Here is an 18,435-nt window from a genome sequence, read left to right as displayed (position 1 = left end):
ATGCCGGAGCCGAAGCCAGGCCGCAAGGAACCCAGCGCAGGCGTGCGCCTGCTGATCGATCTCGGGCCGCTGCTCGTCTTCTTCGTCGTCAACCTGACGCTAGGCATCTTCCCGGCGACCGCCGCCTTCATGATCGCGATCGTCGCGGCGATCGCGGTGTCGCTGGTCCGCTACCGGCACGTCTCGCCCCTGCTCTGGTTCTCGGCGGCGATGGTGCTGGTGCTCGGCGGCGCCACTTTGTGGTTCCACAGCGAAGTCTTCATCAAGATCAAGCCGACCATTTATTATCTGATCGTGGCCGCCCTGCTCGCCTTCGGTCTGGCCACCGGCCGCAACCTGCTGAAGATGGTGCTGGGCACCGCCTATCCGGGTCTCTCCGAGCGCGGCTGGCAGCTGCTGGCACGCAATTGGGCGATCTTCTTCCTGGTGATGGCGATCGCCAACGAACTGGTCTGGCGCAACAGCAGCACCACCTTCTGGGCCGGCTTCAAATTGTGGGGGTTCATCCCGGCAACCTTCCTGTTCGCCGCCGCCAACGTGCCGATGCTGGTTCGTCACGGGCTCCAGCTTGGCGACGACAAGGAAGACCCGCCGATACCGCCGACGCAGTGACCACAATATTCCAAGGGGAGACGCGGCGATGGAGCCGGTGATATCGATCCGCAACCTGTCCAAGCGCTATGCAGGCGGGCATGAAGCGCTGAAGAACGTCAGCCTCGACATCAGGCGCGGCGAAATCTTCGCGCTGCTCGGACCCAACGGCGCCGGCAAGACCACGCTGATCAGCATCGTGTGCGGCATCGTCAACGCAAGCGAAGGCACCGTCCTTGCCGATGGCCACGACATCGTCCGCGATTATCGTGCGGCGCGGACCAAGATCGGGCTTGTGCCGCAGGAATTGCACACCGACGCCTTCGAGCCGGTCTGGTCGACCGTTGCGCTCAGTCGTGGCCTGTTCGGCAAACCGCCCAATCCGGCGCTGATCGAGAAGATCCTCCGCGACCTCTCGCTGTGGGACAAGCGCAAGGCCAAGATCCTGGAGCTTTCCGGGGGCATGAAGCGCCGGGTTATGATCGCCAAGGCGCTGAGCCACGAGCCCGACATCCTGTTCCTCGACGAGCCCACTGCGGGTGTCGACGTCGAGCTGCGCCGCGACATGTGGGAGCTGGTCCGCCAGCTTCGCGAGAGCGGCGTCACCATCATCCTCACCACCCATTATATCGAGGAGGCCGAGGAGATGGCCGACCGCGTCGGCGTCATCTCCCGGGGCGAGCTGATCCTCGTCGAGGAGAAGACCGAGCTGATGAAGAAGCTCGGCCGCAAACGGCTGACGCTCAACCTCAGCGAGGCGCTGTCCGTCATCCCTGCCGAGCTCTCCGAATGGGATCTCAGTCTCGGCGGCGACGGCCTGGAGCTTCATTACGACTTCGACGCCAATGCCGAGCGCACCGGGGTGCCCTCGCTGCTCCGGCGGATGAGCGACATCGGCCTCGGCTTCAAGGATCTGGCGACTCATCAAAGCTCGCTCGAGGACATCTTCGTCAGCCTGACCAGCGAGCGGGGCGGTGACGGGCACGGCAGCAACGGCGCGAACAGGCGCGGGGGAGAAGCGGCATGAGCGTGGGGGCATTCAACCGCCATGGCGTCTGGGCGATCTATCGTTTCGAGATGCACCGCTTCCTGAGGACGATATGGACCGGCCTGGCGACGCCGGTGATCACAACTTCGCTCTACTTCGTCGTGTTCGGATCGGCGATCGGATCGCGGATGAGCGACATTGGCGGCGTCGATTACGGCGCGTTCATCGTGCCGGGGCTGATGATGCTGTCATTGTTCAACGAGAGCATCTTCAACGCCTCGTTCGGGATCCACATGCCCCGCTTCCTGGGCACGATCTACGAGCCGCTGTCGGCGCCCCTGTCGGCGTTCGAGCTGGTGCTTGCTTATGTCGGCGCCGCGGTGACCAAGGCGACCGCGATCTCGATGGTGATCCTCGTCACCGCCAATCTGTTCGTGCCGGTCAGCATCCTCCATCCCGGATGGATGATCCTGTTCCTGCTGCTGGTGGCGACGACCTTCTGCCTGTTCGGCTTCATCGTCGGCATCTGGGCGAAGGGCTTCGAACAGCTCCAGATCATCCCGATGCTGATCGTGACCCCCCTCACCTTTCTCGGCGGCGCCTTCTACTCGATCGAGGTGCTGCCGGAGCCGTGGCGGACGATCACCCTGTTCAACCCGGTCGTGTATCTGATCAGCGGCTTCCGCTGGACCTTCTACGGCAGCGCGGACTTTCCGATCGAGGTCAGCGTGGCGGCGACCTTCGCCTTCCTGCTGCTGTGCCTCGGCGTGATCTGGTGGATCTTCCGGACGGGATACCGGCTGAAGGCGTAGGAACGGCGACGCATATCCCTCCCTGTCAAGGGAGGGGATCAAGGGGTGGGTCGCGACTGACGCTCCTCGATGGGCCGAAGGGCCCATCAGCCACTCGGCGGCATCGAGCCGCCTCGCGGCCACCCACCCCCAATCCCCTCCCTTGCAGGGAGGGGTGTATTCGTTCCTCCCCGAGCCTGCTCGGGGAGGGGGACCGCCGCCGCAGGCGGTGGTGGAGGGGGGCACGAGGCCCACTCGGCGTGTTTCAATCACATATTCGGAGGGGGTCTCGAGACCCCCTCCACCGCGCTTCGCGCGGTCCCCCTCCCCGTTTCGGGGAGGATCTACCCACACACCTACGCGATCAGCTCTGCTGGTCGGCCCGGGCGATGCCGTTGCCGTCGAGATTCTCGGCGACGAATTCCCAGTTGATCAGATTGTTGAGCACCGCGTCGACGAAGACCGGGCGCTGGTTGCGGTAATCGATGTAATAAGCGTGCTCCCAGACGTCGACGGTGAGCAGAGGCTTCATGCCGTCATGCGCGACCGGGTTGTCGCCGTCGTGGAGCGACGTGATCTTGAGCTTGTCCTGATCGAGCACCAGCCACGCCCAGCCGCTGGCGAAATGGCCGACCGCTTCGTCCTTGAGCTGCGAGAGCATCGTCTCGGTGGAGCCGAAGCCCTCCTCGATCAGCGCGGCGAGCTTGCCGGTCGGGCGCTGGCCCTGCGGGGGTGCCAGGCACTGCCAGAAGAAATTGTGGTTCCAGATCTGGCCGGAATTGTTGAACAGGCCCTTGTCGCCGCGCTCGGTGGCGGTGCGGATCACCTGGCTCAGCGAAGCGCCTTCGAGGCCTTTCTCGCCCAGCCAGCCATTGACCTTGTCGACATACGCCTTGTGATGCTTGCCGTGGTGGAATTCGAGCGTCTCGGCGGACATGAAGTCGCCGAGCGCCTCCTTGTCGAAGGGAAGCTCGGGAAGGATGAACGCCATGGATTTCTTCTCCTCCGGACCGCGAGCGTCCCGCCGGGACGCGATCGGGGTCGCACTCTCTTGGACCGCGACAACGCGCGTCCAAGAGAGTCGGATGCGGCTGCCGTCCACCGCGGGGGTGGAGCGGCTCCTATGGCTGACGGACGGTGAAGCGGGCAAGCTCCGTCTTCGGCTCCGACCATTTCGGCGCGAGTACGCTGGCCTGGCGATAGTCGAGATAGGCCGCCTTGACCCGGCCGCCCATCTCGTTGGCGACCGCGCGCCCGTAGAAGGCGAGCTCCGGCCGGCTGGTCTGTTTGGCGAGCGCCGTGTCGAACAAGGCCAGCGCCTGCTCCCAGCCACCCTCTTGCCGCAGCGCCGCCATGCCCTTGTTGAGATAGGCTTCGGCCTGATCGGGATCACGGGCGATCGCAGCGTCGAAATCGGCAACCGCTGCGTCCAGCCGCCCGAGGCGGAGCTGGAGAATGCCGCGATTGACGTGGGTAGCCACTCGATCGGTCTCGGTAAGCCCTTCCGTGGCGAGCGCGACGTTGCAATCGTCCAGGCTGGCGGGCGAGGTGTGCACGCCGTTTTCGGCATTGAGGTAGCACATCCGCGCCGAACTGCTGCCGAGCACGGTGACCGCGGCAGCGGCAGCGGCCGGGCACGCGAAAGCGGCGAGCGCGGCGGTGAAGAGGAATTTGCGAACGATCATGGTCCAGCTCCTCCTGGACCCTGCGCCGGCAACGTATTTTGCACCGACACGAGCGCAGAGTCGGTTCTCCCTTCAAGGGAGCCTCGTCATAGCAGATGTTCGCCGAAAAAGGCAGTATTCGCTGCGATCAGGCCGAAGCGCGCTGCGACGAAGAGGCGGGCGCTAACCGGCCAGCTGGTGCCGTTTCATCGCGTGGCGCAGTTGATCGTAGGTGAGGCTGAGCGCGGTCGCGGCGGCGCGCTGGTTCCAGCGGCAACGTTCGAGCGCCGCCGCCAGAATCGCCTTTTCATATTCGGCCACCGCAAGCCGGAAATCGGCGCAGCCGTCCGGATCGTGCGCCGACGACGCGCTCGGCGCCGGCAAAGCGGGCTGTTGTTCCTGCGCCCCCGGCGATGCCGATCCGGCGGCCGCCTGCGCGGCGGTGCGGCCGAGCAGCGACCGCTGCGGCCGCCACGGCGACTCGAACGGATCGAACTGGATCATGTCGACCGGCTGTTCAGGCTCTTCCCAGCGATAGACCGCCCGTTCAACGACGTTGCGGAGCTCGCGAACGTTGCCCGGCCAATCATAGGCCAGCAGCCGGTCCTGCGCGCGGCTCGAAAAGCCCGGCCAGCGCGCCCATTCGAGCTCGAGCGCCATGCGCCGCGCGAAATGATCGGCGAGGATCGGAATGTCGCTGGTCCGGTGGCGGAGCGGCGGCAGGGTGACGACTTCGAACGAAAGCCGATCGAGCAGATCGGCGCGGAAGCGATTTTCGTCGGCGAGCCGCGGCAGATCCTCGTTGGTCGCTGCGACGATGCGGACGTCGACCCGCAAGGGCCGCGACGCGCCGATGCGCGTCACCTCGCCATATTCAACCACCCTGAGCAGCCGCTCCTGCGCCGCCTGGCTGAGCGTCGCCAGCTCGTCGAGGAACAAGGTGCCGCCGTCCGCCTCCTCGAACCGCCCGGGCCGCGCCTTGACCGCGCCGGTGAACGCACCCGCCTCGTGGCCGAACAACTCCGCCTCGATCAGCGTCTCGGGCAAGGCCGCGCAATTCATCGTCACGAGCGGCCCGTCCCAGCGACTCGACAGATGGTGAAGGCGCTCGGCGATCAGTTCCTTGCCGGTGCCACGCTCGCCGATCACCAGGACCGGCCGGTCAAGCGGCGCGGCGCGGCTCGCACGCTCGACCGCATCGAGAAAGGAGGATGACTGGCCGACCAGTTGGGTTGTGCGCTCCATTGCTGAATGTTGGCCAATTTTCCCACCTCTTGGCAAGAGAAAACATGGTCTGGAGCATAGCGGCGGCGGCGAATTCGGCAGTTTTGCGCCGTTTACGAGCTTTGGCACGGCCCTTGTAAAGGATCGGGCATAACGCCCCGGGGATGAGGGGCACGAACGATGTCAGGGAGACACGAGATGAAGTTGAGCGGAGTTGGCGAGAGCGTGCTGGCAACCTTTGCGGCGATGCTCATGACGGCGACGGCTCTGGGCGCGGCAGTGGGGCCGGCCCGTGCCGTCGAAACAACTCCGGTCAGCCTTGTCGCAGCCAAGATTTCGGTTCAGGCTCTTGCCTGACCCGATCGCGGACGGACGGGCGGGGCCTCGCCCCCAGTGCCCTGCCCGCCCGTTCGCCGGTGAGACACATAAGGAGTTTCGAATGGGTATTTTCTCGCGGACCCGCGACATCATCGCTGCGAATTTCACCGACCTGCTCGACAAGGCGGAAGATCCGGCGAAGATGATTCGCATGATCATCCTCGAGATGGAGGAGACCCTGGTCGAGGTCCGCGCCTCCGCGGCGCGCACGATCGCCGACCAGAAGGAAATGCGGCGCCAGATCGGACGGCTCGACAAGCTCCAGGAGAGCTGGGTGGAGAAAGCCGAACTTGCTCTGTCCAAGGGCCGCGAGGACCTCGCCAAGGCCGCTCTGGTCGAAAAGCAGAAGGCGGGCGACATGGCCGACAGCCTCCGCACCGAAATCGAGTTGCTCGACGAAGGTCTGCGCGCGTCGGAAGCGGACATCGCCAAGCTGCAGGGCAAGATCCGCGAAGCGCGCACCCGCCAGAATGCGATCCAGAGCCGCCTCGAAAGCGCTGAGAACCGCGTGCGGCTGCGTGAAATGTATTCGGGCGGCAAGGTCGACGATGCCTTCTCCCGCTTCGACGTGCTCGAACGCCGGGCCGACATGGCCGAGGGCCGCGCCGATGCGCTGGCGCTCGGTGCGCCGCCGAAGACGCTCGAGGAAGAAATCGCCGAGCTGCGCAACGCCGAAAAGGTCGATGCCGAGCTCGAGGCGCTGAAGGCGCGCCTCGGCGGCCGGCCGCAGGAGGGTTGAGACGATGGAGGACATCATCGTTCCGATCGTCGTGGTGCCGATCCTGTTCATCGGCCTGCCTTGGCTGATCTTTCACTACATCACGCGCTGGAAGAGCCAGGCGACACTCACCCGCGAGGACGAGCAATTGCTCGACGAACTGCATGAGATGGCGCGCCGCCTCGACGACCGGATGTGCTCGATCGAACGCATCATGACGGCCGAGAATCCGAACTGGCGCTCGGTCGGCTGCGACCCGATCACCGATGCGCTGGAAGAGCGTCGTCCCTCCTCCTTTTCCGACGCCGGAACCTCCGGATCGTCGTTCGGCGAAAGCCAGTCCGTCAGCAACCAGCCGAGAAGGATCGGCCAATGACCCCGCGTCACACCAAATTCTACCTCGATCGGCACAACAAGAAGTGGATGGGCGTCTGCGCCGGGATCGCCGATTATACCGGCATCGACGTGACCCTGGTCAGGATCGGCATGGTGGTTCTCACCCTGCTCGGCTCGGGCATGACCGTCCTCGCCTATCTCGCCGCCGCCTGGCTCGCGCCCAACAAGCCGCAGGAGCTCAAATACGAAACTCCGGAGCAGGCCAAGTTCTGGCAGGGCGTGCGCGCCTCGCCGGCGCGCACCGTCCGCGACGTCCGCTCGCGCTTCCGGGAGCTCGACCGCCGGCTCGCCGACGTCGAAACCTACGTCACCAGCTCGCATGGGCGGCTCGCCCGTGAGATCGAACAGCTTCGCTGAAGTCGCTTCGGCAGGGCAAACAAGGGGAAAGCTGAAGATGGACGAAAATCTCGCCATTTTCCTGATCATCACCATCGCCATCGGATCGGCCGTCATCCTGATCACGCTGACGACCTGGATCCGGGCGCGGTACCGCGCCGTGGGAAACGAGAGCGCCGGCACCGTGCGCACGCTCGTCGACGAAAACGAGACGCTGCGCGGTCAGGTCGGGCGCCTCGAGGAGCGGCTTGCCGTGCTCGAGCGGATCGCGACCGACCCCGCCGAACGCACCGCCCGCGAAATCGAACTGCTTCGCCAGGCCTGAGCGCCGGCTGAAAGGAGATTGAACATGTCTGCAGAGAAGGTGGCAATCGTCAGTCAGCTCTTCCCGATGATCGCGATCATCGTCAGCGTGGCGATCGGCGGCTGGGTGTTCACCACCTGGCTCCGGATCAAGAACGGCTACCCCCTCGACGGCGCCTGGGGCCAGGCGGTTTACCCGAAGAAGAATGGCGAGGAAGCGATCGAGCGCATCAAGCTGCTGAGCAGCGAGAACGCCCAGCTGCGCGCGGAGCTCGGCTCGATCAAGGACCGGCTCGCCACCGTCGAGCGGATCGTCACCGACGACAGCCATCGCCTCACCCAGGAAATCGAAGCCCTGCGCGTTCCGCGCAACTGATCGGAGTTCACCATGCCTAGTTCGATGCTGATCTTCTTCATGATCGTGGTCGGGATACCGGTGATCGCCGGCGTGCTCGGCGACATCTACAAGCGTCAATTGAAGTTCAAGGAACGGCAGCTGGAGCTGCTCGGCAACCGCACCGCGGAGAGTGCCGCCCAATATGCCGCGCATACCGAGCGGCTAGAGCAGCGCGTCCGCGTGCTGGAGCGGATCGTCACCGACAAGGGGCTGACCATCTCGGACGAGATCGAGAAGCTCCGCGACCGTCCGCTGAACTGAGACGAGACGATGTTACCTTTGCTGACGCTCGTCCTGCTCTGCATCATGGGGCTCGGCCTGGCCGCCGTTGTCGCCGAGGCTCAGAGGCGGAAGAACCACCTCCGGCAGACGCAGCTCGAAGCCTTCGGCCTCGCCACTGCGGAACGGGCGGCGCTCTATGCCGCCCAGGTCGAACGGCTCCAGCAAAGAATGCGGGTGCTGGAAGGCTTCGCCGCCGACCGCGGCATTGCCGCGGCGGACGAGATCGAAGCGTTGAAGAATCGGCCGCTGCACTGAGCGGCCTTCGCCCGACCGGCAGCGGCGCAGGGCTGCGCCCACCGAAGGGGCGCCAGGAGTGAAGACATGAATCAATACAGCATGGTCGTCCTGATCGTTCTGATCGTGATGATTTCGACCGTGATTAAGGCGCGCTATCGCCACGGCGGCAATCTCGCTGCGCGCGGGGATGATCCCGACACGCTGCGGATGAGGGAAGAGCTCAAGACCTTGCGCGACCGCGTCGCCGTGCTCGAACGCATCGCCACCGACCGCGAGAACAGCCTCTCCCGCCAGATCGAAGAATTGCGGGATCGGTGACGGTGGCCGAACCCGTCCTTCTCCTCGCTTTCGCCGCGGCCTTTCTCGGCGGGGCCGCTCTGACCAGCCTTGCGCTGCTGCGCGGCTGGCGCGGATGGCTGGCGCTGAAGCGGCTGGAATTGGACGGGCCGGCCGCAGGCACCCACGGCCGGATCGAACTCGCCGGGCTGCGCGAGCGGGTCCGGCGGCTGGAGGCGATCGCCGACGGCCGATCCTGACACGGCTTCTCGGACCGGCGCCGCTCTGATAGCGGAGCGGCCATGACCGCGCTCCAGGACCTCCATTCCGATTATGAACTGCTCGATCCGGACGATCGCTATCGCTTGCTGATCGATCTCGGCCGCGACCTCGAGCCGATGCCCGACCCGCTCAAAACCGATGCGACCCTGGTCCGCGGCTGCTCGGCCTCGGTCTGGGTCTATCCGGTGCCGCGCGACGACGGCACCCTGCACTTCCTGGCCGACAGCAATGCCGCGATCACCAAAGGGATCGTCGCGCTGGTGCTGCTTGCCGTGCAGGACAAGAGCCCGCGGCAGATCGTCGACACCGACATCGAGGCGGCGCTCGCCCCGTTCGACCTCAAGTCCCAGCTCAGCTCCAACCGCACTCAGGGCATCCCCAACATGATCGCTCTGGTCCGCGATACCGCAGAGCGGCTGGCGGCGTGACTAGCGCGACCGATCTGTCCCGGATGCAAGGCTTCGATCCGAAGTTGTTCACGGATTTCGCCGGACGGGTCGGCCATGGCGGGTCACTCGGCATCACCTATGAGGATCATGGCGAGGACTGGGTCGAACTCGGCCTCGATTATTCCGAAAGCCTGATCGGGGTGCTCGAGACCGGCGTGATCGCGTCCGGCCCGATCATCAGCCTGATGGACATGGCGACGAGCATGGCGATTTGGGTGAGGCTCGGCCGCTTCCGCCATCAGGCGACGCTCGATCTGCGCGTCGACTATCTCCGCCCCGCCACACCCGGCCACCGCATCGTCGGCCGCGGCGAATGCTACCGCGTCACCAGCAGCGTCGCTTTCGTCCGCGGCGTTGCCCATGACGGCGATGCCGCAGATCCGGTGGCGCACGTCACCGGTACTTTCATGTTCACGAAATAGCTTCGCTCGGACCCGCGCGGCGGCTCATTTGCTGCCGGGCTGCAACTTGTCCTGAGTTCTTGTCTCGAAATCGCCGGCGTCGTGGCGCTCGTGAAGCTGACTGGAGGGATCGCCGGTCACGCGATTGACCATGCGTCCGCGCCGCACGGCCGGGCGGGCGCCGACCTGCTCGGCCCAGCGCTGAACGTTGGCATAATCCTGGACTTGCAGGAAGGTGCCGGCGTCGTCGTAGATCTCACCCTTGGCAAGCACGCCGTACCAGGGCCAGATCGCCATGTCCGCGATGCTGTATTCGGCTCCCGCAATGTACTCGCTCTCTGCCAGCCTGCGATCCAGCACGTCGAGCTGGCGCTTGGCCTCCATCGCATAGCGATTGATCGCATATTCGATCTTGATCGGCGCGTAGGCGTAGAAATGGCCGAAGCCGCCACCGAGGAACGGCGCACTGCCCATTTGCCAGAACAGCCAGGACAAGGTCTCGGCTCGCGCCGGACCCGACGCGGGCAGGAAAGCGCCGAACTTCTCGGCGAGGTAGGTCAGGATCGCACCGGATTCGAACACGCGCACCGGCTCGGCACCGCTACGATCGAGCAAGGCCGGGATCTTGGAATTGGGGTTCAGCTCGACGAAGCCGCTGCCGAACTGGTCGCCATCCTGGATGCGGATCAGCCAGGCATCGTACTCCGCGCCCTGGTGACCCGCCGCGAGCAGCTCCTCGAGCATGATCGTGACCTTGACGCCGTTCGGCGTGCCCAGCGAATAGAGCTGCAGCGGATGCTTGCCGACCGGCAGTTCCTTGTCGTGGGTCGGGCCGGCAACCGGACGGTTGATGTTGGCGAAACGTCCTCCGCTTTCCGTGTCCCAGGTCCAGATCTTCGGCGGCGTGTATTCGGTGCTGTCGGTCATGGCCGGTAAATTGGAAGCGCGCGATCGTTACGCAAGGGCAAGGAGCCCCGGCAGCCGCGCACGCGGTTCAGGCGTTGCGCCGCTCGTCCGCCTTGCGAAGCACCTCATAGGCGGCCTGGATCGCCTGAAAGCGGGCTGCCGCCTCGCCGTCGCCCGGGGTCACGTCGGGATGGTTCAACTTGGCCAGCCGACGATAGGCCGCCTTGATGTCGTCGAAACTGGCGTCGGTCTCGACCTCCAGAACGTCGAGGGCCCGCATCTCCTCACGGCTGCGGGTGCCATCGCCCGGTCCGCTCCAGGCATAATGGCTCGATTGCTTGTAGCCGTTGGCGCCGCGGCGCTCGTCGGCCTCGCGGCGGGCAGCGTCCTCGGCCGAGAGCCCCTGAAAGTAGTTCCAATTCTTGTTGTACTCGGCCGCGTGGGTCTCGCAGAAATACCAGCGCTCGGGGCTGTTGGGCGATTTCGGTGCGGGCCGATCACCGGGCGCTTCGCAGCCTTCGCGATCGCACAGCCGTACCTGCTGCGCGGCGCGCTCGGAGCCGTAGCTCCGCCAGCGCGGGAAACCCCAGTCGTTCGATCGCGTCTGCCGAGCCATATCTTCTCGCTACCACGCCCCCCGGACGTGGAGGGAAAAACAAAATGCCAGAGGGCCTATAAGCCGGGTTCTGTCCAGCGGGTTCCCCCGCCTGTGCGACCATTCCTCTAGGGGACGGATTGCTCCGCCCCTCAAGCAACCAACCCGGACGGCATTGGGCGGAACGAGCCCACGGAGTTGCCCCCACGCCATCCCTATTCGGTCTTGCTCCCGGTGGGGTTTACCGTGCCGGCTGCCGTTGCCGGAGCCGCGGTGCGCTCTTACCGCACCCTTTCACTGTCACGTCGCCGAAGCGGTCGCGACCTGCTTTCTGTTGCACTGTCCCTGGGGTTACCCCCGCCGGGCGTTACCCGGCACCGTCGTTCCGTGGAGCCCGGACTTTCCTCGCTCCGGCAAAGCCGGACCGCGGCCGCCCGGCCCTCTGGCAAGGGCTATCTAGTCATCCCCGCGCGGCTTGGGAAGGAGGAGCGCGAGCAGAAGCGCCCGGCATTCGCCGTCGATCTCGCCATCGATCAGCTCCGGGCGGAAGCGGCGCTGAAACGCGACCACGGCCGCGAGCGGATCCGAGACGTCGTAGCCGAACCGTTCGAGCGCGAGCAGGAAGCCGGCATCCGTCCAGTTGGGATCCATCAAATTGCGGGTCGGCCGGGGCAGCGCAAGCCGCAACTTGGCGAGCCGCGCCCAGGGGAAGAGCTCTCCCGGGTCCTGCTTCCGCTTCGGTGCCACGTCGGAATGGCCCACGACGTTGCCGCGGGTGATGCGATGGCGGTCCAGAATATCGGCAACAAGCGGGATCAGCGCATCGATCTGAGGCTCCGGAAACGGTCGGTAGCCATGCTCGTGGCCAGGATTGACGATCTCGATGCCGATGGAGGCCGAATTGATGTCGGTCACCCCGCGCCAGAACGAATTGCCCGCGTGCCAGGCACGCTTCTCCTCATCGACCATCCTCAGCACCTGGCCGTCCTCTGAGACGAGGTAATGGCACGACACCTTGGCCGCGGGATCGCGCAGCCGCGCGATCGCCGAGGAGGCATCCTCCATTCCGGTATAATGGAGGACGAGAATGGAAATCGGCAGTTCCCGCTCGTCGAAATTGGGCGAGGGGCAGTCGATGTGGTCGCTCATCGCCTCTTCCGGCCCGATTGCGACCGTTTCGTCAAGGCCTAGTCGCCGGAACGGAGCGCTCTCAGCAGGCGGCGCGATAGGCCGGCACCGCATCGGCGCGGCGCCGATAGAGGCCACGGCACTCCGGATCGGAGACGAAAGCCGGCGTTTGGCCGATCACCGTCTCGCCCGCACCCAGCATCAGAAAAGCATCCGGAGCGGCGGCTTCCGCCAGTCGGGCGAAAACGATCCGCCGCACCTGATCGGAGAAATAGAGGAGCACGTTTCGGCACAGCACGACGTCGAAGCGCGCGGGCGATGGTGCCGGGTTCATCAGGCTGTGCACTTCGAAGCGCACGGCGCGGCGGAGTTCCGGAAGAATCCGCCAATTGGCGCCCGGGCTCTCCTCGAACCAGCGGATCATCTGCGTCACGGGTAGGCCTCGCTGCACTTCGAACTGCGAGTAGAGACCGCTCCGCGCCTGCTCGATGGCGGTGCGCGACACGTCGGTCGCGAGGATGTCGATCGTCCAGCCGGCCCAGCGCGCCTTGCGCTCGGCGAACCACATCGCGATCGAATAGGCTTCCTGGCCGGTCGAGCAGCCCGCCGACCAGATCGAGAGTCGCCGTTCCCGGCTCCGCGCCTCTTCGAGGCGGGCCATTGCCGGCCCGAGCAGCAGTTCGAAGCTCAAGCGATCCCGGTAGAAGCTGGTCTCGTTGTTGAGCAAGGCGTCGACCACGGCGTCGGCAAGCGCCGGCTCGCCGCCGGCCGCGACCGCATGGACCAATCGGTCGAGCGAGCCGAGGCCCCGCTCGCGCACCAGCGACTGCAGGACAGTCTCGATCCGCCATTGTCGGCTCATCGCCAGTTGCTGGCCGGTGCGCTGTTCGAGCAGGCTGCTCAACACCCGGGACGACGCTGCACTTACTTCCACGTCGCACCTTCGATCCTGGCTGTGATTCTGCGGGCGAGATCGGCGGGCGGAAGCACCGCCGAGGCGAGTCCCGCTTCGGCGACGGCGCGGGGCATTCCCCACACCGCCGAAGTGGCGCGATCCTGAGCGAAGATCGTCCCCGATCTCTCGACCAGCCGGCGCGCGCCTTCGAGCCCGTCGCGACCCATGCCACTCAGCACGACGCCGAGCGCGCCGCGTCCGAATATTTCTCCCGCAGCCGCGAGCATGACGTCGACGGACGGCAGGCATCCGCTCGGCATCGCAGCCGTTTCGAGCCGCACCAGCACGCGGCTGCCCTGCTGCTCCAGCCCGAGATGGGCATTGCCTGGGGCAAGCACGACTTCCTCCGGCTGGAGCACCAGACCTTGCTCGGCAACGCGGGTCGTGCGGCCGCAGGCGCTTTCGATCTGGCGCGCGAAGAACGGCATGAACACCGCCGGCAGATGCTGCGTGACCAGGATCGGCGCGCCGATCATCGCCGGCAGCGCCTTCAGGATACCCGTCACCGCGTGGAGGCCCCCGGTCGATGCGCCGAGCGCCAGGCAGGCAAGTCGCCCTTCCGAGGCAGGCCGCAGCCGCAGACTGTCGACGGGCTGCAATTGACCGGCGCGGGTGGCTGGGCCGATGCGGCGAAGCCGTTCGGCGAGCTCTTCCGAGAAGCGGCCGGCGAAGCGGCCGGTACCAGGTTTCGGCAGCGTATCGGCGGCGCCGAGCGCGAGTGCCTTCACCGCCGCCTCGGCGCCCTCGTCGCACGCGGAGGAGACGACCAGGACTCGCGCGCCTTTGCCGCGCGACAGGATCTCTGGCAGCGCATCGAGGCCGGTCACGCCCGGCATCTCGACGTCGAGCAGGACGATGTCGACGGGGATCGTCGCCAGGGCGTCCAGCGCCTCTTGCGCGTTTCCGGCGAGGTGCACGACCTCGAATTCGCTATGAGCGCCAAGCATCCGCGACAGCACCTGGCGGGCGACCGGTGAATCGTCTACGATCATCAGACGTATCGCAGGCGACCGGTCCACATGTCCGATCGGTGGAGTGGGCGCCGCGGGAGCGGCGCTGGTCACGCGACGCCGACGATCTGCAGCTTGCTCTCGAGCGTCTCGCGATCGAAAGGCTTCATCACATATTCGTCCGCGCCGGCATCGATGGCAGCCCGGATGTGCGCCGCATCATTCTCGGTCGTGCAGAAGACGACCTTGGGCTGGCTGTCGAAGCTGCGCTGACGAAGCGTTCGCAGGAACTCCATGCCGCCCATGACAGGCATGTTCCAGTCGAGCAGCACGACGTCGGGCATATGCTCCTCGCACCGGGTAAGCGCTTCACGGCCGTCACCCGCTTCCTGCACAGAGAAATTCAGCGTCTCGAGGATATGGCGGGCGACCTTGCGGATCACCTTCGAATCATCGACGACCAGGCAGCTCTTCATGTCCTCAACTCACTATTCGGGCGCTTGGCCGACCTTAGGCGGGAAAGTGTAAGCACGGGATTAAAGCGGCTCATGCGGCGACCGCCAACGGACCGGCGATCAGCGCATGAACATCGGCGAGCAGGAACAGACGCCCTTCCGCGGGTACGTATCCGGTCGCCACGCGCGCCCAGCCCGCAGAGAGCGAGGCCGGCACCGGCGCGATCTCGCCGGCCGACTCGACCACATCCTCGACGCGGTCGACGAGCAGCGCATAAGGGTGGCCATCGGCGACGACCACCATTGCGTCACGCGGTGCCTCGATCCTGTGGCCGGGTTCGAGCGCGGCCATACAGTCGATCACGGTCAGCACGCGGCTGCGGAGCGCGGTCAGGCCGGCGACGTGACCGCCGGCGCGCGGCACCGGCGTCAGACCCTCGATCTCGACAACCGATTCGACTTCGGAGGCACGTACCGCGACCTGCTCTCCGGCAAGACTGACGATGAGGAGCAACTCGGCCATGTCAGGCTCCCTTGCGCGCAGCGCGTCTGGTGGTCGCGGCGCTACCGAGTGCGCCGAGCAGGGCGGCGCGATCGTAGCGGTGAATGCTGTCGTCCTTGGCGCCGCCGGGCTCAGGGCTGGCGCGCAATTTGAGTATCCGCGCTGCAGTGACCGCAGGCGCGTCGGCGGCCTCGTCGACGATCACGAGATCGGCCGAGGCTGCCTCTCCGACGCGCGCCACACGGTAGCCGGCGCTCTCGATCAGCGGCCGCAGGAAGGTGTCCATCCAGGGATCCTCCTGCGGCAGCAGGCAGAGCGGACGATCGGCCTGGGGCGGAGCGGTCCCATGCCTGGCGAAGATCCAGAACAGGTCGATGAGCTCAATCTGCTCGCCGGCGATGAGGGCAACCCCCTGCACTTCCCCCGCCTCCAGGCACGGTATTGGAGCCGCCTCGAGCGTGACGGTGTCCATCACTTCCGCGACGGCATAGGCGATCTCGCGGGCGCCATCGGTGAGGCGCAGGACATGGACCTTGTCGCGGTCGGGCACCGTATCACAGCCGGCGAGCGGCAGGATCTGCTCGCCGAGCGTGATATGAAGTCGTCCGCCGCTGGCCTGAATGGCGGCGGCGGGGACTTCCTCGATCCGGTGCACCGCCGGCAAGCTGACCGCACGGCGCGCCCCACAGAAGGCGGTGAAGAGCAGGACCGGTCGGCGCTCGCTCTCTGCCGACAGCGCCTCGGCATCGTTATCGGCCTCGACCCGGTCCAGCGACACTCCGGAACGGGCTGCAACCCCGGCCGGATCGAGCAGCAGCACCGGCTTGCCGTCGCCGTCGAGCGTGGTCCCGGCGTAAAGACCGGTGGCCATCACCGCCGGAGACGCCGGCTTGACGACCAGCTCTTCGTGATCGTGCACCTGGTCCACCGCCAGCGCATAAGCGCCGCCGCCGGTCGTCTTCAGCAGGACGAGAAGCTCGTCGCCGGCTTCGCTGCGCTGTTCGGTTCCGAGCACGTCGGCCAACCCGATGACCGGAAAGCGATCGCCCCTCAGCGTCGCGACGCGAGTTCCGGCGAGGGTCTCGACCCGGACACCGGCAGCACGGAGACGGACGATCTCGTCGATCGCGCTGCGCGGGATTGCGAAGCTCTGGCCGCCGGCTTCGACGATCAGGCCGGGAATGATGGTGAGCGTCAACGGCACCCGCAGGGTGAACCGAACGCCCTGACCGACGACGCTGTCGACGTCGACGAGGCCGCCGATCCGCTCGACGTTCGCGCGGACGACATCCATGCCGACCCCCCGCCCCGAAATCGAGGTCACTGCCTTCGCGGTCGACAGGCCCGCCTCGAAGATCAGGGAGAGCTTGCGCTCGTGGGGCATGCGGCCCGCTTGATCGAGGCTGATGATGCCGTGACCGAGCGCCTTGGCGACGAGCGCTTCGGCATCGATGCCCCGCCCGTCATCGGCGATCTCGATCAGGATCTGGTTGCCCGATTGCCGCGCGCTGACCCGGAGCAGGCCGGCTTCGGCCTTGCCGACACGGCGCCGCTCGGCCGGCAATTCGAGACCATGATCGATGGCGTTGCGGACGATGTGGGTCAAGGGATCGCGGATCATCTCGATCATCTCGCGATCCAGCTCGACATCGCCGCCGTCGATCTCGAGCGTCACCTTCTTGGCGGTTGCGGAACCGAGATCGCGAACCATCCGCGGCAGCGGCGAGAACAGAGTCTCGATCCGCTGCATTCGGGTGCGGGTGATCGCTTCGCGTACCTCGGCGATCGAGGCGGAGACCCGCTCGAACGCTTCCTCGGTCTCCACTTCCATGGCGCAGTCGCGCAAACGCCTTGCCAGCTCGTTGCGGGCGAGCACAAGATCGGAGACTCCGTTCATCATTCGATCGAGCAGATCGACGGACAGACGGATGCTGCGGGCCGGGGCGCGCGCCTTGCTGCCGGCGGAGGCGACAGCGGTGACGACCTCTTCCTCGTCGACTGCGGACAGTGCCGCGATCAGCGCCGAATCGTCGTCCTCCGGCGGCGCCTCCTTGCTCTCCATGGCCTCGACGAGCTCGCCGATCCTGTCGAGGATGGCGAGAACGGCGCTGACCAGGCGACCATTGGCGGCGCGCTTGCCGGAACGCACCTCGGCGAGTGCATCCTCGGCGGCATGGCTGAGGCCGTTTAGGCGCGGCAGATCGAAGAAGCCGCAATTGCCCTTCACCGTGTGGACGAAACGGAAGATGGCGTCGAGGCGCGCACGATCCTGCGGCTGGGCCTCCCAGGCGACGACTTCGCCGCCAAGGGCCGCCAGCATTTCCCTTGTTTCTGCGATGAAATCGCCGATCAGATCGTCCATGGTCCCTGCGCTCGGTTACTGCGCTGCTATGGGCCAGGAGAAGTAAAGAAGCCGTTTACTGTGCCTGTTCAGAGGCCGCAATTCGGCGCACGGCCGTGCGCCGGCCGCTCAAGTAGCGGACGGAACCGCAGCACCGATGAGGAGCACGTTCGGCTCCTGATCGGCAACCTGGATCTCGCCGGCGGCCTCGACGACGAGCGAGTGGACCAGCCAGGCGGCCGCCGCCCGGGGCGCGATCGACTGCTCGTCGCTCTCCCCAAGCAGCGCGCGCTTCAGTTCCGGATCGAGGACGATCCGCGGCCCTTCGGCGCGGACGACGATGTCGAGGCCGGACGGATGCCGTTCGGCGCCGACGTCCAGCCGCCCGCCGCGCACCAGCGCGTCGCCAGCGATGAGGACGAGATTGAGCAGGATCTTGAGCGCCGACTTGGACATGGTGGGCTCATCGACCATCCAGCCGAGCTGGACCCGGCCCTCGCCGCCGAACAATCCTTCGATCGCCACCCGCGCCTCGCGCGTGTCGACCTCGTCGCCGAAGCCCCCGGCCGCGCCGAAAGCGAGGCGGAAGAACTTGAGCTTGTTGGCCGAGGCGCGGGCGCTTTCGCCGAGCAGATCGAGACAGCGGGCGCGCATTTCGGGATCATGCTCGTCGGCAAGCAATTCGATGCCGTTGTTCAGCGCGCCGACCGGCGACAGCAGGTCATGGCAGAGGCGCGAACAAAGAAGGCTCGCAAATTCGTGAGATTTCATGTCCGTATCGTGCCCCAGTCCCTGGCTTCCACTGCCTATTGGCCCTCCGCACGCTTCCTTGCAAGGCCATGACGTCACCGGCGTCGCGCAGGGACTGCCGAATGGCCGGCGCGCCGTAA

Annotated in this window: 27 protein-coding genes and 1 other RNA gene; 15 read left to right on the top strand and 13 right to left on the bottom strand. The window is 66.1% G+C overall.

What is annotated here, in order from left to right; translation table 11 throughout:
- Genes ETR14_RS20465 through ETR14_RS20455 form a run of 3 tightly spaced genes read left to right on the top strand, consistent with a single transcriptional unit; the run spans position 1 to position 2,391 of the window.
- On the top strand, positions 1-612 hold the full coding sequence (locus ETR14_RS20465) for an inner membrane-spanning protein YciB (protein ID WP_129388234.1): 612 nt from the start codon (positions 1-3) through the stop codon (positions 610-612).
- A 28-nt stretch (positions 613-640) separates the two neighbouring features.
- Positions 641-1,618 carry an ABC transporter ATP-binding protein gene (locus tag ETR14_RS20460; protein ID WP_129388231.1) on the top strand — a complete coding sequence of 326 codons (978 nt, stop codon included), beginning with the start codon at positions 641-643 and terminating at the stop codon, positions 1,616-1,618.
- Positions 1,615-2,391, top strand: coding sequence for an ABC transporter permease (locus ETR14_RS20455; protein ID WP_129388228.1), 777 nt, complete (start codon positions 1,615-1,617; stop codon positions 2,389-2,391). The genes ETR14_RS20460 and ETR14_RS20455 overlap by 4 nt, the downstream gene beginning before the upstream one ends.
- A gap of 343 nt (positions 2,392-2,734) precedes the next feature.
- Here the strand turns inward: ETR14_RS20455 and ETR14_RS20450 are convergent, their stop codons facing one another.
- From ETR14_RS20450 to pspF, 3 genes are all read right to left on the bottom strand, one after another.
- A complete protein-coding gene (locus tag ETR14_RS20450) occupies positions 2,735-3,361 on the bottom strand; it encodes a superoxide dismutase (RefSeq protein ID WP_129388226.1) in 627 nt (208 codons plus the stop codon).
- Between the two features lie 130 nt (positions 3,362-3,491).
- Entirely contained in the window at positions 3,492-4,055 is a 564-nt protein-coding gene (locus ETR14_RS20445) for a tetratricopeptide repeat protein (protein ID WP_129388223.1), read from the bottom strand.
- A 162-nt stretch (positions 4,056-4,217) separates the two neighbouring features.
- The gene (pspF, locus tag ETR14_RS20440; RefSeq protein ID WP_129388220.1) at positions 4,218-5,279 is read right to left on the bottom strand and encodes a phage shock protein operon transcriptional activator; all 1,062 of its coding nucleotides are present in this window, start codon (positions 5,277-5,279) and stop codon (positions 4,218-4,220) included.
- Positions 5,280-5,456: 177 nt separating this feature from the next.
- On the opposite strand from pspF, the gene ETR14_RS28530 reads away from it, so the two are divergent.
- From ETR14_RS28530 to ETR14_RS20385, 12 genes are all read left to right on the top strand, one after another.
- On the top strand, positions 5,457-5,615 hold the full coding sequence (locus tag ETR14_RS28530; protein ID WP_165356548.1) for a hypothetical protein: 159 nt from the start codon (positions 5,457-5,459) through the stop codon (positions 5,613-5,615).
- 82 nt (positions 5,616-5,697) lie between these two features.
- Positions 5,698-6,375: a phage shock protein PspA gene (gene pspA, locus ETR14_RS20435; RefSeq protein ID WP_129388217.1), complete on the top strand. Its 678-nt coding sequence runs from the start codon at positions 5,698-5,700 to the stop codon at positions 6,373-6,375.
- 4 nt (positions 6,376-6,379) lie between these two features.
- Positions 6,380-6,730 carry an envelope stress response membrane protein PspB gene (gene pspB / locus ETR14_RS20430; RefSeq protein ID WP_129388214.1) on the top strand — a complete coding sequence of 117 codons (351 nt, stop codon included), beginning with the start codon at positions 6,380-6,382 and terminating at the stop codon, positions 6,728-6,730.
- The gene (gene pspC, locus ETR14_RS20425) at positions 6,727-7,107 is read left to right on the top strand and encodes an envelope stress response membrane protein PspC (RefSeq protein WP_129388212.1); all 381 of its coding nucleotides are present in this window, start codon (positions 6,727-6,729) and stop codon (positions 7,105-7,107) included. Before pspB ends, pspC begins: the two co-directional genes overlap by 4 nt.
- 37 nt (positions 7,108-7,144) lie before the next feature.
- Positions 7,145-7,411 (top strand): hypothetical protein, encoded by a 267-nt coding sequence (locus ETR14_RS20420; protein WP_129388209.1) that lies wholly within the window; start codon positions 7,145-7,147, stop codon positions 7,409-7,411.
- Positions 7,412-7,435: 24 nt separating this feature from the next.
- Positions 7,436-7,765: a hypothetical protein gene (locus tag ETR14_RS20415; RefSeq protein ID WP_129388206.1), complete on the top strand. Its 330-nt coding sequence runs from the start codon at positions 7,436-7,438 to the stop codon at positions 7,763-7,765.
- 12 nt (positions 7,766-7,777) lie between these two features.
- Positions 7,778-8,047: a hypothetical protein gene (locus ETR14_RS20410; RefSeq protein ID WP_129388203.1), complete on the top strand. Its 270-nt coding sequence runs from the start codon at positions 7,778-7,780 to the stop codon at positions 8,045-8,047.
- Between the two features lie 9 nt (positions 8,048-8,056).
- The gene (locus ETR14_RS20405) at positions 8,057-8,323 is read left to right on the top strand and encodes a hypothetical protein (RefSeq protein ID WP_129388200.1); all 267 of its coding nucleotides are present in this window, start codon (positions 8,057-8,059) and stop codon (positions 8,321-8,323) included.
- Between the two features lie 66 nt (positions 8,324-8,389).
- A complete protein-coding gene (locus ETR14_RS20400) occupies positions 8,390-8,623 on the top strand; it encodes a hypothetical protein (protein WP_129388197.1) in 234 nt (77 codons plus the stop codon).
- A gap of 2 nt (positions 8,624-8,625) precedes the next feature.
- Positions 8,626-8,841, top strand: a complete 216-nt coding sequence (locus tag ETR14_RS20395) for a hypothetical protein (RefSeq protein WP_129388194.1) — start codon at positions 8,626-8,628, stop codon at positions 8,839-8,841.
- A gap of 42 nt (positions 8,842-8,883) precedes the next feature.
- On the top strand, positions 8,884-9,291 hold the full coding sequence (locus ETR14_RS20390) for a SufE family protein (RefSeq protein WP_129388191.1): 408 nt from the start codon (positions 8,884-8,886) through the stop codon (positions 9,289-9,291).
- Between the two features lie 23 nt (positions 9,292-9,314).
- Complete coding sequence (locus tag ETR14_RS20385; protein WP_129392176.1) at positions 9,315-9,734, top strand: PaaI family thioesterase; 420 nt, start codon at positions 9,315-9,317, stop codon at positions 9,732-9,734.
- Between the two features lie 24 nt (positions 9,735-9,758).
- On the opposite strand, the gene yghU is transcribed toward ETR14_RS20385, so the two are convergent.
- From yghU to ETR14_RS20335, 10 genes are all read right to left on the bottom strand, one after another.
- Entirely contained in the window at positions 9,759-10,640 is an 882-nt protein-coding gene (gene yghU / locus ETR14_RS20380; RefSeq protein ID WP_129388188.1) for a glutathione-dependent disulfide-bond oxidoreductase, read from the bottom strand.
- A 67-nt stretch (positions 10,641-10,707) separates the two neighbouring features.
- Positions 10,708-11,235, bottom strand: a complete 528-nt coding sequence (locus ETR14_RS20375) for a J domain-containing protein (protein ID WP_129388185.1) — start codon at positions 11,233-11,235, stop codon at positions 10,708-10,710.
- A gap of 43 nt (positions 11,236-11,278) precedes the next feature.
- Positions 11,279-11,660: RNase P RNA component class A (gene rnpB, locus ETR14_RS20370), an RNA gene on the bottom strand.
- Between the two features lie 10 nt (positions 11,661-11,670).
- Positions 11,671-12,363 carry an N-acetylmuramoyl-L-alanine amidase gene (locus ETR14_RS20365; RefSeq protein ID WP_129388182.1) on the bottom strand — a complete coding sequence of 231 codons (693 nt, stop codon included), beginning with the start codon at positions 12,361-12,363 and terminating at the stop codon, positions 11,671-11,673.
- A gap of 61 nt (positions 12,364-12,424) precedes the next feature.
- Positions 12,425-13,276 carry a protein-glutamate O-methyltransferase CheR gene (locus ETR14_RS20360; protein ID WP_243455603.1) on the bottom strand — a complete coding sequence of 284 codons (852 nt, stop codon included), beginning with the start codon at positions 13,274-13,276 and terminating at the stop codon, positions 12,425-12,427.
- Positions 13,267-14,289, bottom strand: coding sequence for a chemotaxis-specific protein-glutamate methyltransferase CheB (gene cheB / locus ETR14_RS20355; RefSeq protein WP_129388179.1), 1,023 nt, complete (start codon positions 14,287-14,289; stop codon positions 13,267-13,269). The genes ETR14_RS20360 and cheB overlap by 10 nt, the downstream gene beginning before the upstream one ends.
- Positions 14,290-14,357: 68 nt before the next feature.
- Complete coding sequence (locus ETR14_RS20350; protein ID WP_129388176.1) at positions 14,358-14,723, bottom strand: response regulator; 366 nt, start codon at positions 14,721-14,723, stop codon at positions 14,358-14,360.
- Positions 14,724-14,793: 70 nt separating this feature from the next.
- A complete protein-coding gene (locus ETR14_RS20345) occupies positions 14,794-15,225 on the bottom strand; it encodes a chemotaxis protein CheW (RefSeq protein ID WP_129388173.1) in 432 nt (143 codons plus the stop codon).
- Between the two features lies 1 nt (position 15,226).
- Positions 15,227-17,566, bottom strand: coding sequence for a chemotaxis protein CheA (locus ETR14_RS20340; RefSeq protein WP_129388170.1), 2,340 nt, complete (start codon positions 17,564-17,566; stop codon positions 15,227-15,229).
- Between the two features lie 108 nt (positions 17,567-17,674).
- The gene (locus tag ETR14_RS20335; protein WP_129388167.1) at positions 17,675-18,316 is read right to left on the bottom strand and encodes a histidine phosphotransferase family protein; all 642 of its coding nucleotides are present in this window, start codon (positions 18,314-18,316) and stop codon (positions 17,675-17,677) included.
- Between the last annotated feature and the right edge of the window lie 119 nt (positions 18,317-18,435).

Origin of the sequence: Sphingosinicella sp. BN140058 (assembly GCF_004135585.1) — a bacterium.
In the GTDB taxonomy this organism is placed as follows: Bacteria; Pseudomonadota; Alphaproteobacteria; order Sphingomonadales; family Sphingomonadaceae; genus Allosphingosinicella.
Note: the sequence above shows the minus strand (reverse complement) of the source record. Positions and strands in the feature narration are given on the sequence as shown.

Coding starts and splice junctions, on each gene's coding strand:
- ETR14_RS20465 (WP_129388234.1), top strand. CDS start 1: ATGCCGGAGCCGAAGCCAGGCCGCAAGGAACCCAGCGCAGGCGTGCGC.
- ETR14_RS20460 (WP_129388231.1), top strand. CDS start 641: ATGGAGCCGGTGATATCGATCCGCAACCTGTCCAAGCGCTATGCAGGC.
- ETR14_RS20455 (WP_129388228.1), top strand. CDS start 1,615: ATGAGCGTGGGGGCATTCAACCGCCATGGCGTCTGGGCGATCTATCGT.
- ETR14_RS20450 (WP_129388226.1), bottom strand. CDS start 3,361: ATGGCGTTCATCCTTCCCGAGCTTCCCTTCGACAAGGAGGCGCTCGGC.
- ETR14_RS20445 (WP_129388223.1), bottom strand. CDS start 4,055: ATGATCGTTCGCAAATTCCTCTTCACCGCCGCGCTCGCCGCTTTCGCG.
- pspF (WP_129388220.1), bottom strand. CDS start 5,279: ATGGAGCGCACAACCCAACTGGTCGGCCAGTCATCCTCCTTTCTCGAT.
- ETR14_RS28530 (WP_165356548.1), top strand. CDS start 5,457: ATGAAGTTGAGCGGAGTTGGCGAGAGCGTGCTGGCAACCTTTGCGGCG.
- pspA (WP_129388217.1), top strand. CDS start 5,698: ATGGGTATTTTCTCGCGGACCCGCGACATCATCGCTGCGAATTTCACC.
- pspB (WP_129388214.1), top strand. CDS start 6,380: ATGGAGGACATCATCGTTCCGATCGTCGTGGTGCCGATCCTGTTCATC.
- pspC (WP_129388212.1), top strand. CDS start 6,727: ATGACCCCGCGTCACACCAAATTCTACCTCGATCGGCACAACAAGAAG.
- ETR14_RS20420 (WP_129388209.1), top strand. CDS start 7,145: ATGGACGAAAATCTCGCCATTTTCCTGATCATCACCATCGCCATCGGA.
- ETR14_RS20415 (WP_129388206.1), top strand. CDS start 7,436: ATGTCTGCAGAGAAGGTGGCAATCGTCAGTCAGCTCTTCCCGATGATC.
- ETR14_RS20410 (WP_129388203.1), top strand. CDS start 7,778: ATGCCTAGTTCGATGCTGATCTTCTTCATGATCGTGGTCGGGATACCG.
- ETR14_RS20405 (WP_129388200.1), top strand. CDS start 8,057: ATGTTACCTTTGCTGACGCTCGTCCTGCTCTGCATCATGGGGCTCGGC.
- ETR14_RS20400 (WP_129388197.1), top strand. CDS start 8,390: ATGAATCAATACAGCATGGTCGTCCTGATCGTTCTGATCGTGATGATT.
- ETR14_RS20390 (WP_129388191.1), top strand. CDS start 8,884: ATGACCGCGCTCCAGGACCTCCATTCCGATTATGAACTGCTCGATCCG.
- ETR14_RS20385 (WP_129392176.1), top strand. CDS start 9,315: ATGCAAGGCTTCGATCCGAAGTTGTTCACGGATTTCGCCGGACGGGTC.
- yghU (WP_129388188.1), bottom strand. CDS start 10,640: ATGACCGACAGCACCGAATACACGCCGCCGAAGATCTGGACCTGGGAC.
- ETR14_RS20375 (WP_129388185.1), bottom strand. CDS start 11,235: ATGGCTCGGCAGACGCGATCGAACGACTGGGGTTTCCCGCGCTGGCGG.
- ETR14_RS20365 (WP_129388182.1), bottom strand. CDS start 12,363: ATGAGCGACCACATCGACTGCCCCTCGCCCAATTTCGACGAGCGGGAA.
- cheB (WP_129388179.1), bottom strand. CDS start 14,289: ATGATCGTAGACGATTCACCGGTCGCCCGCCAGGTGCTGTCGCGGATG.
- ETR14_RS20350 (WP_129388176.1), bottom strand. CDS start 14,723: ATGAAGAGCTGCCTGGTCGTCGATGATTCGAAGGTGATCCGCAAGGTC.
- ETR14_RS20345 (WP_129388173.1), bottom strand. CDS start 15,225: ATGGCCGAGTTGCTCCTCATCGTCAGTCTTGCCGGAGAGCAGGTCGCG.
- ETR14_RS20340 (WP_129388170.1), bottom strand. CDS start 17,566: ATGGACGATCTGATCGGCGATTTCATCGCAGAAACAAGGGAAATGCTG.
- ETR14_RS20335 (WP_129388167.1), bottom strand. CDS start 18,316: ATGAAATCTCACGAATTTGCGAGCCTTCTTTGTTCGCGCCTCTGCCAT.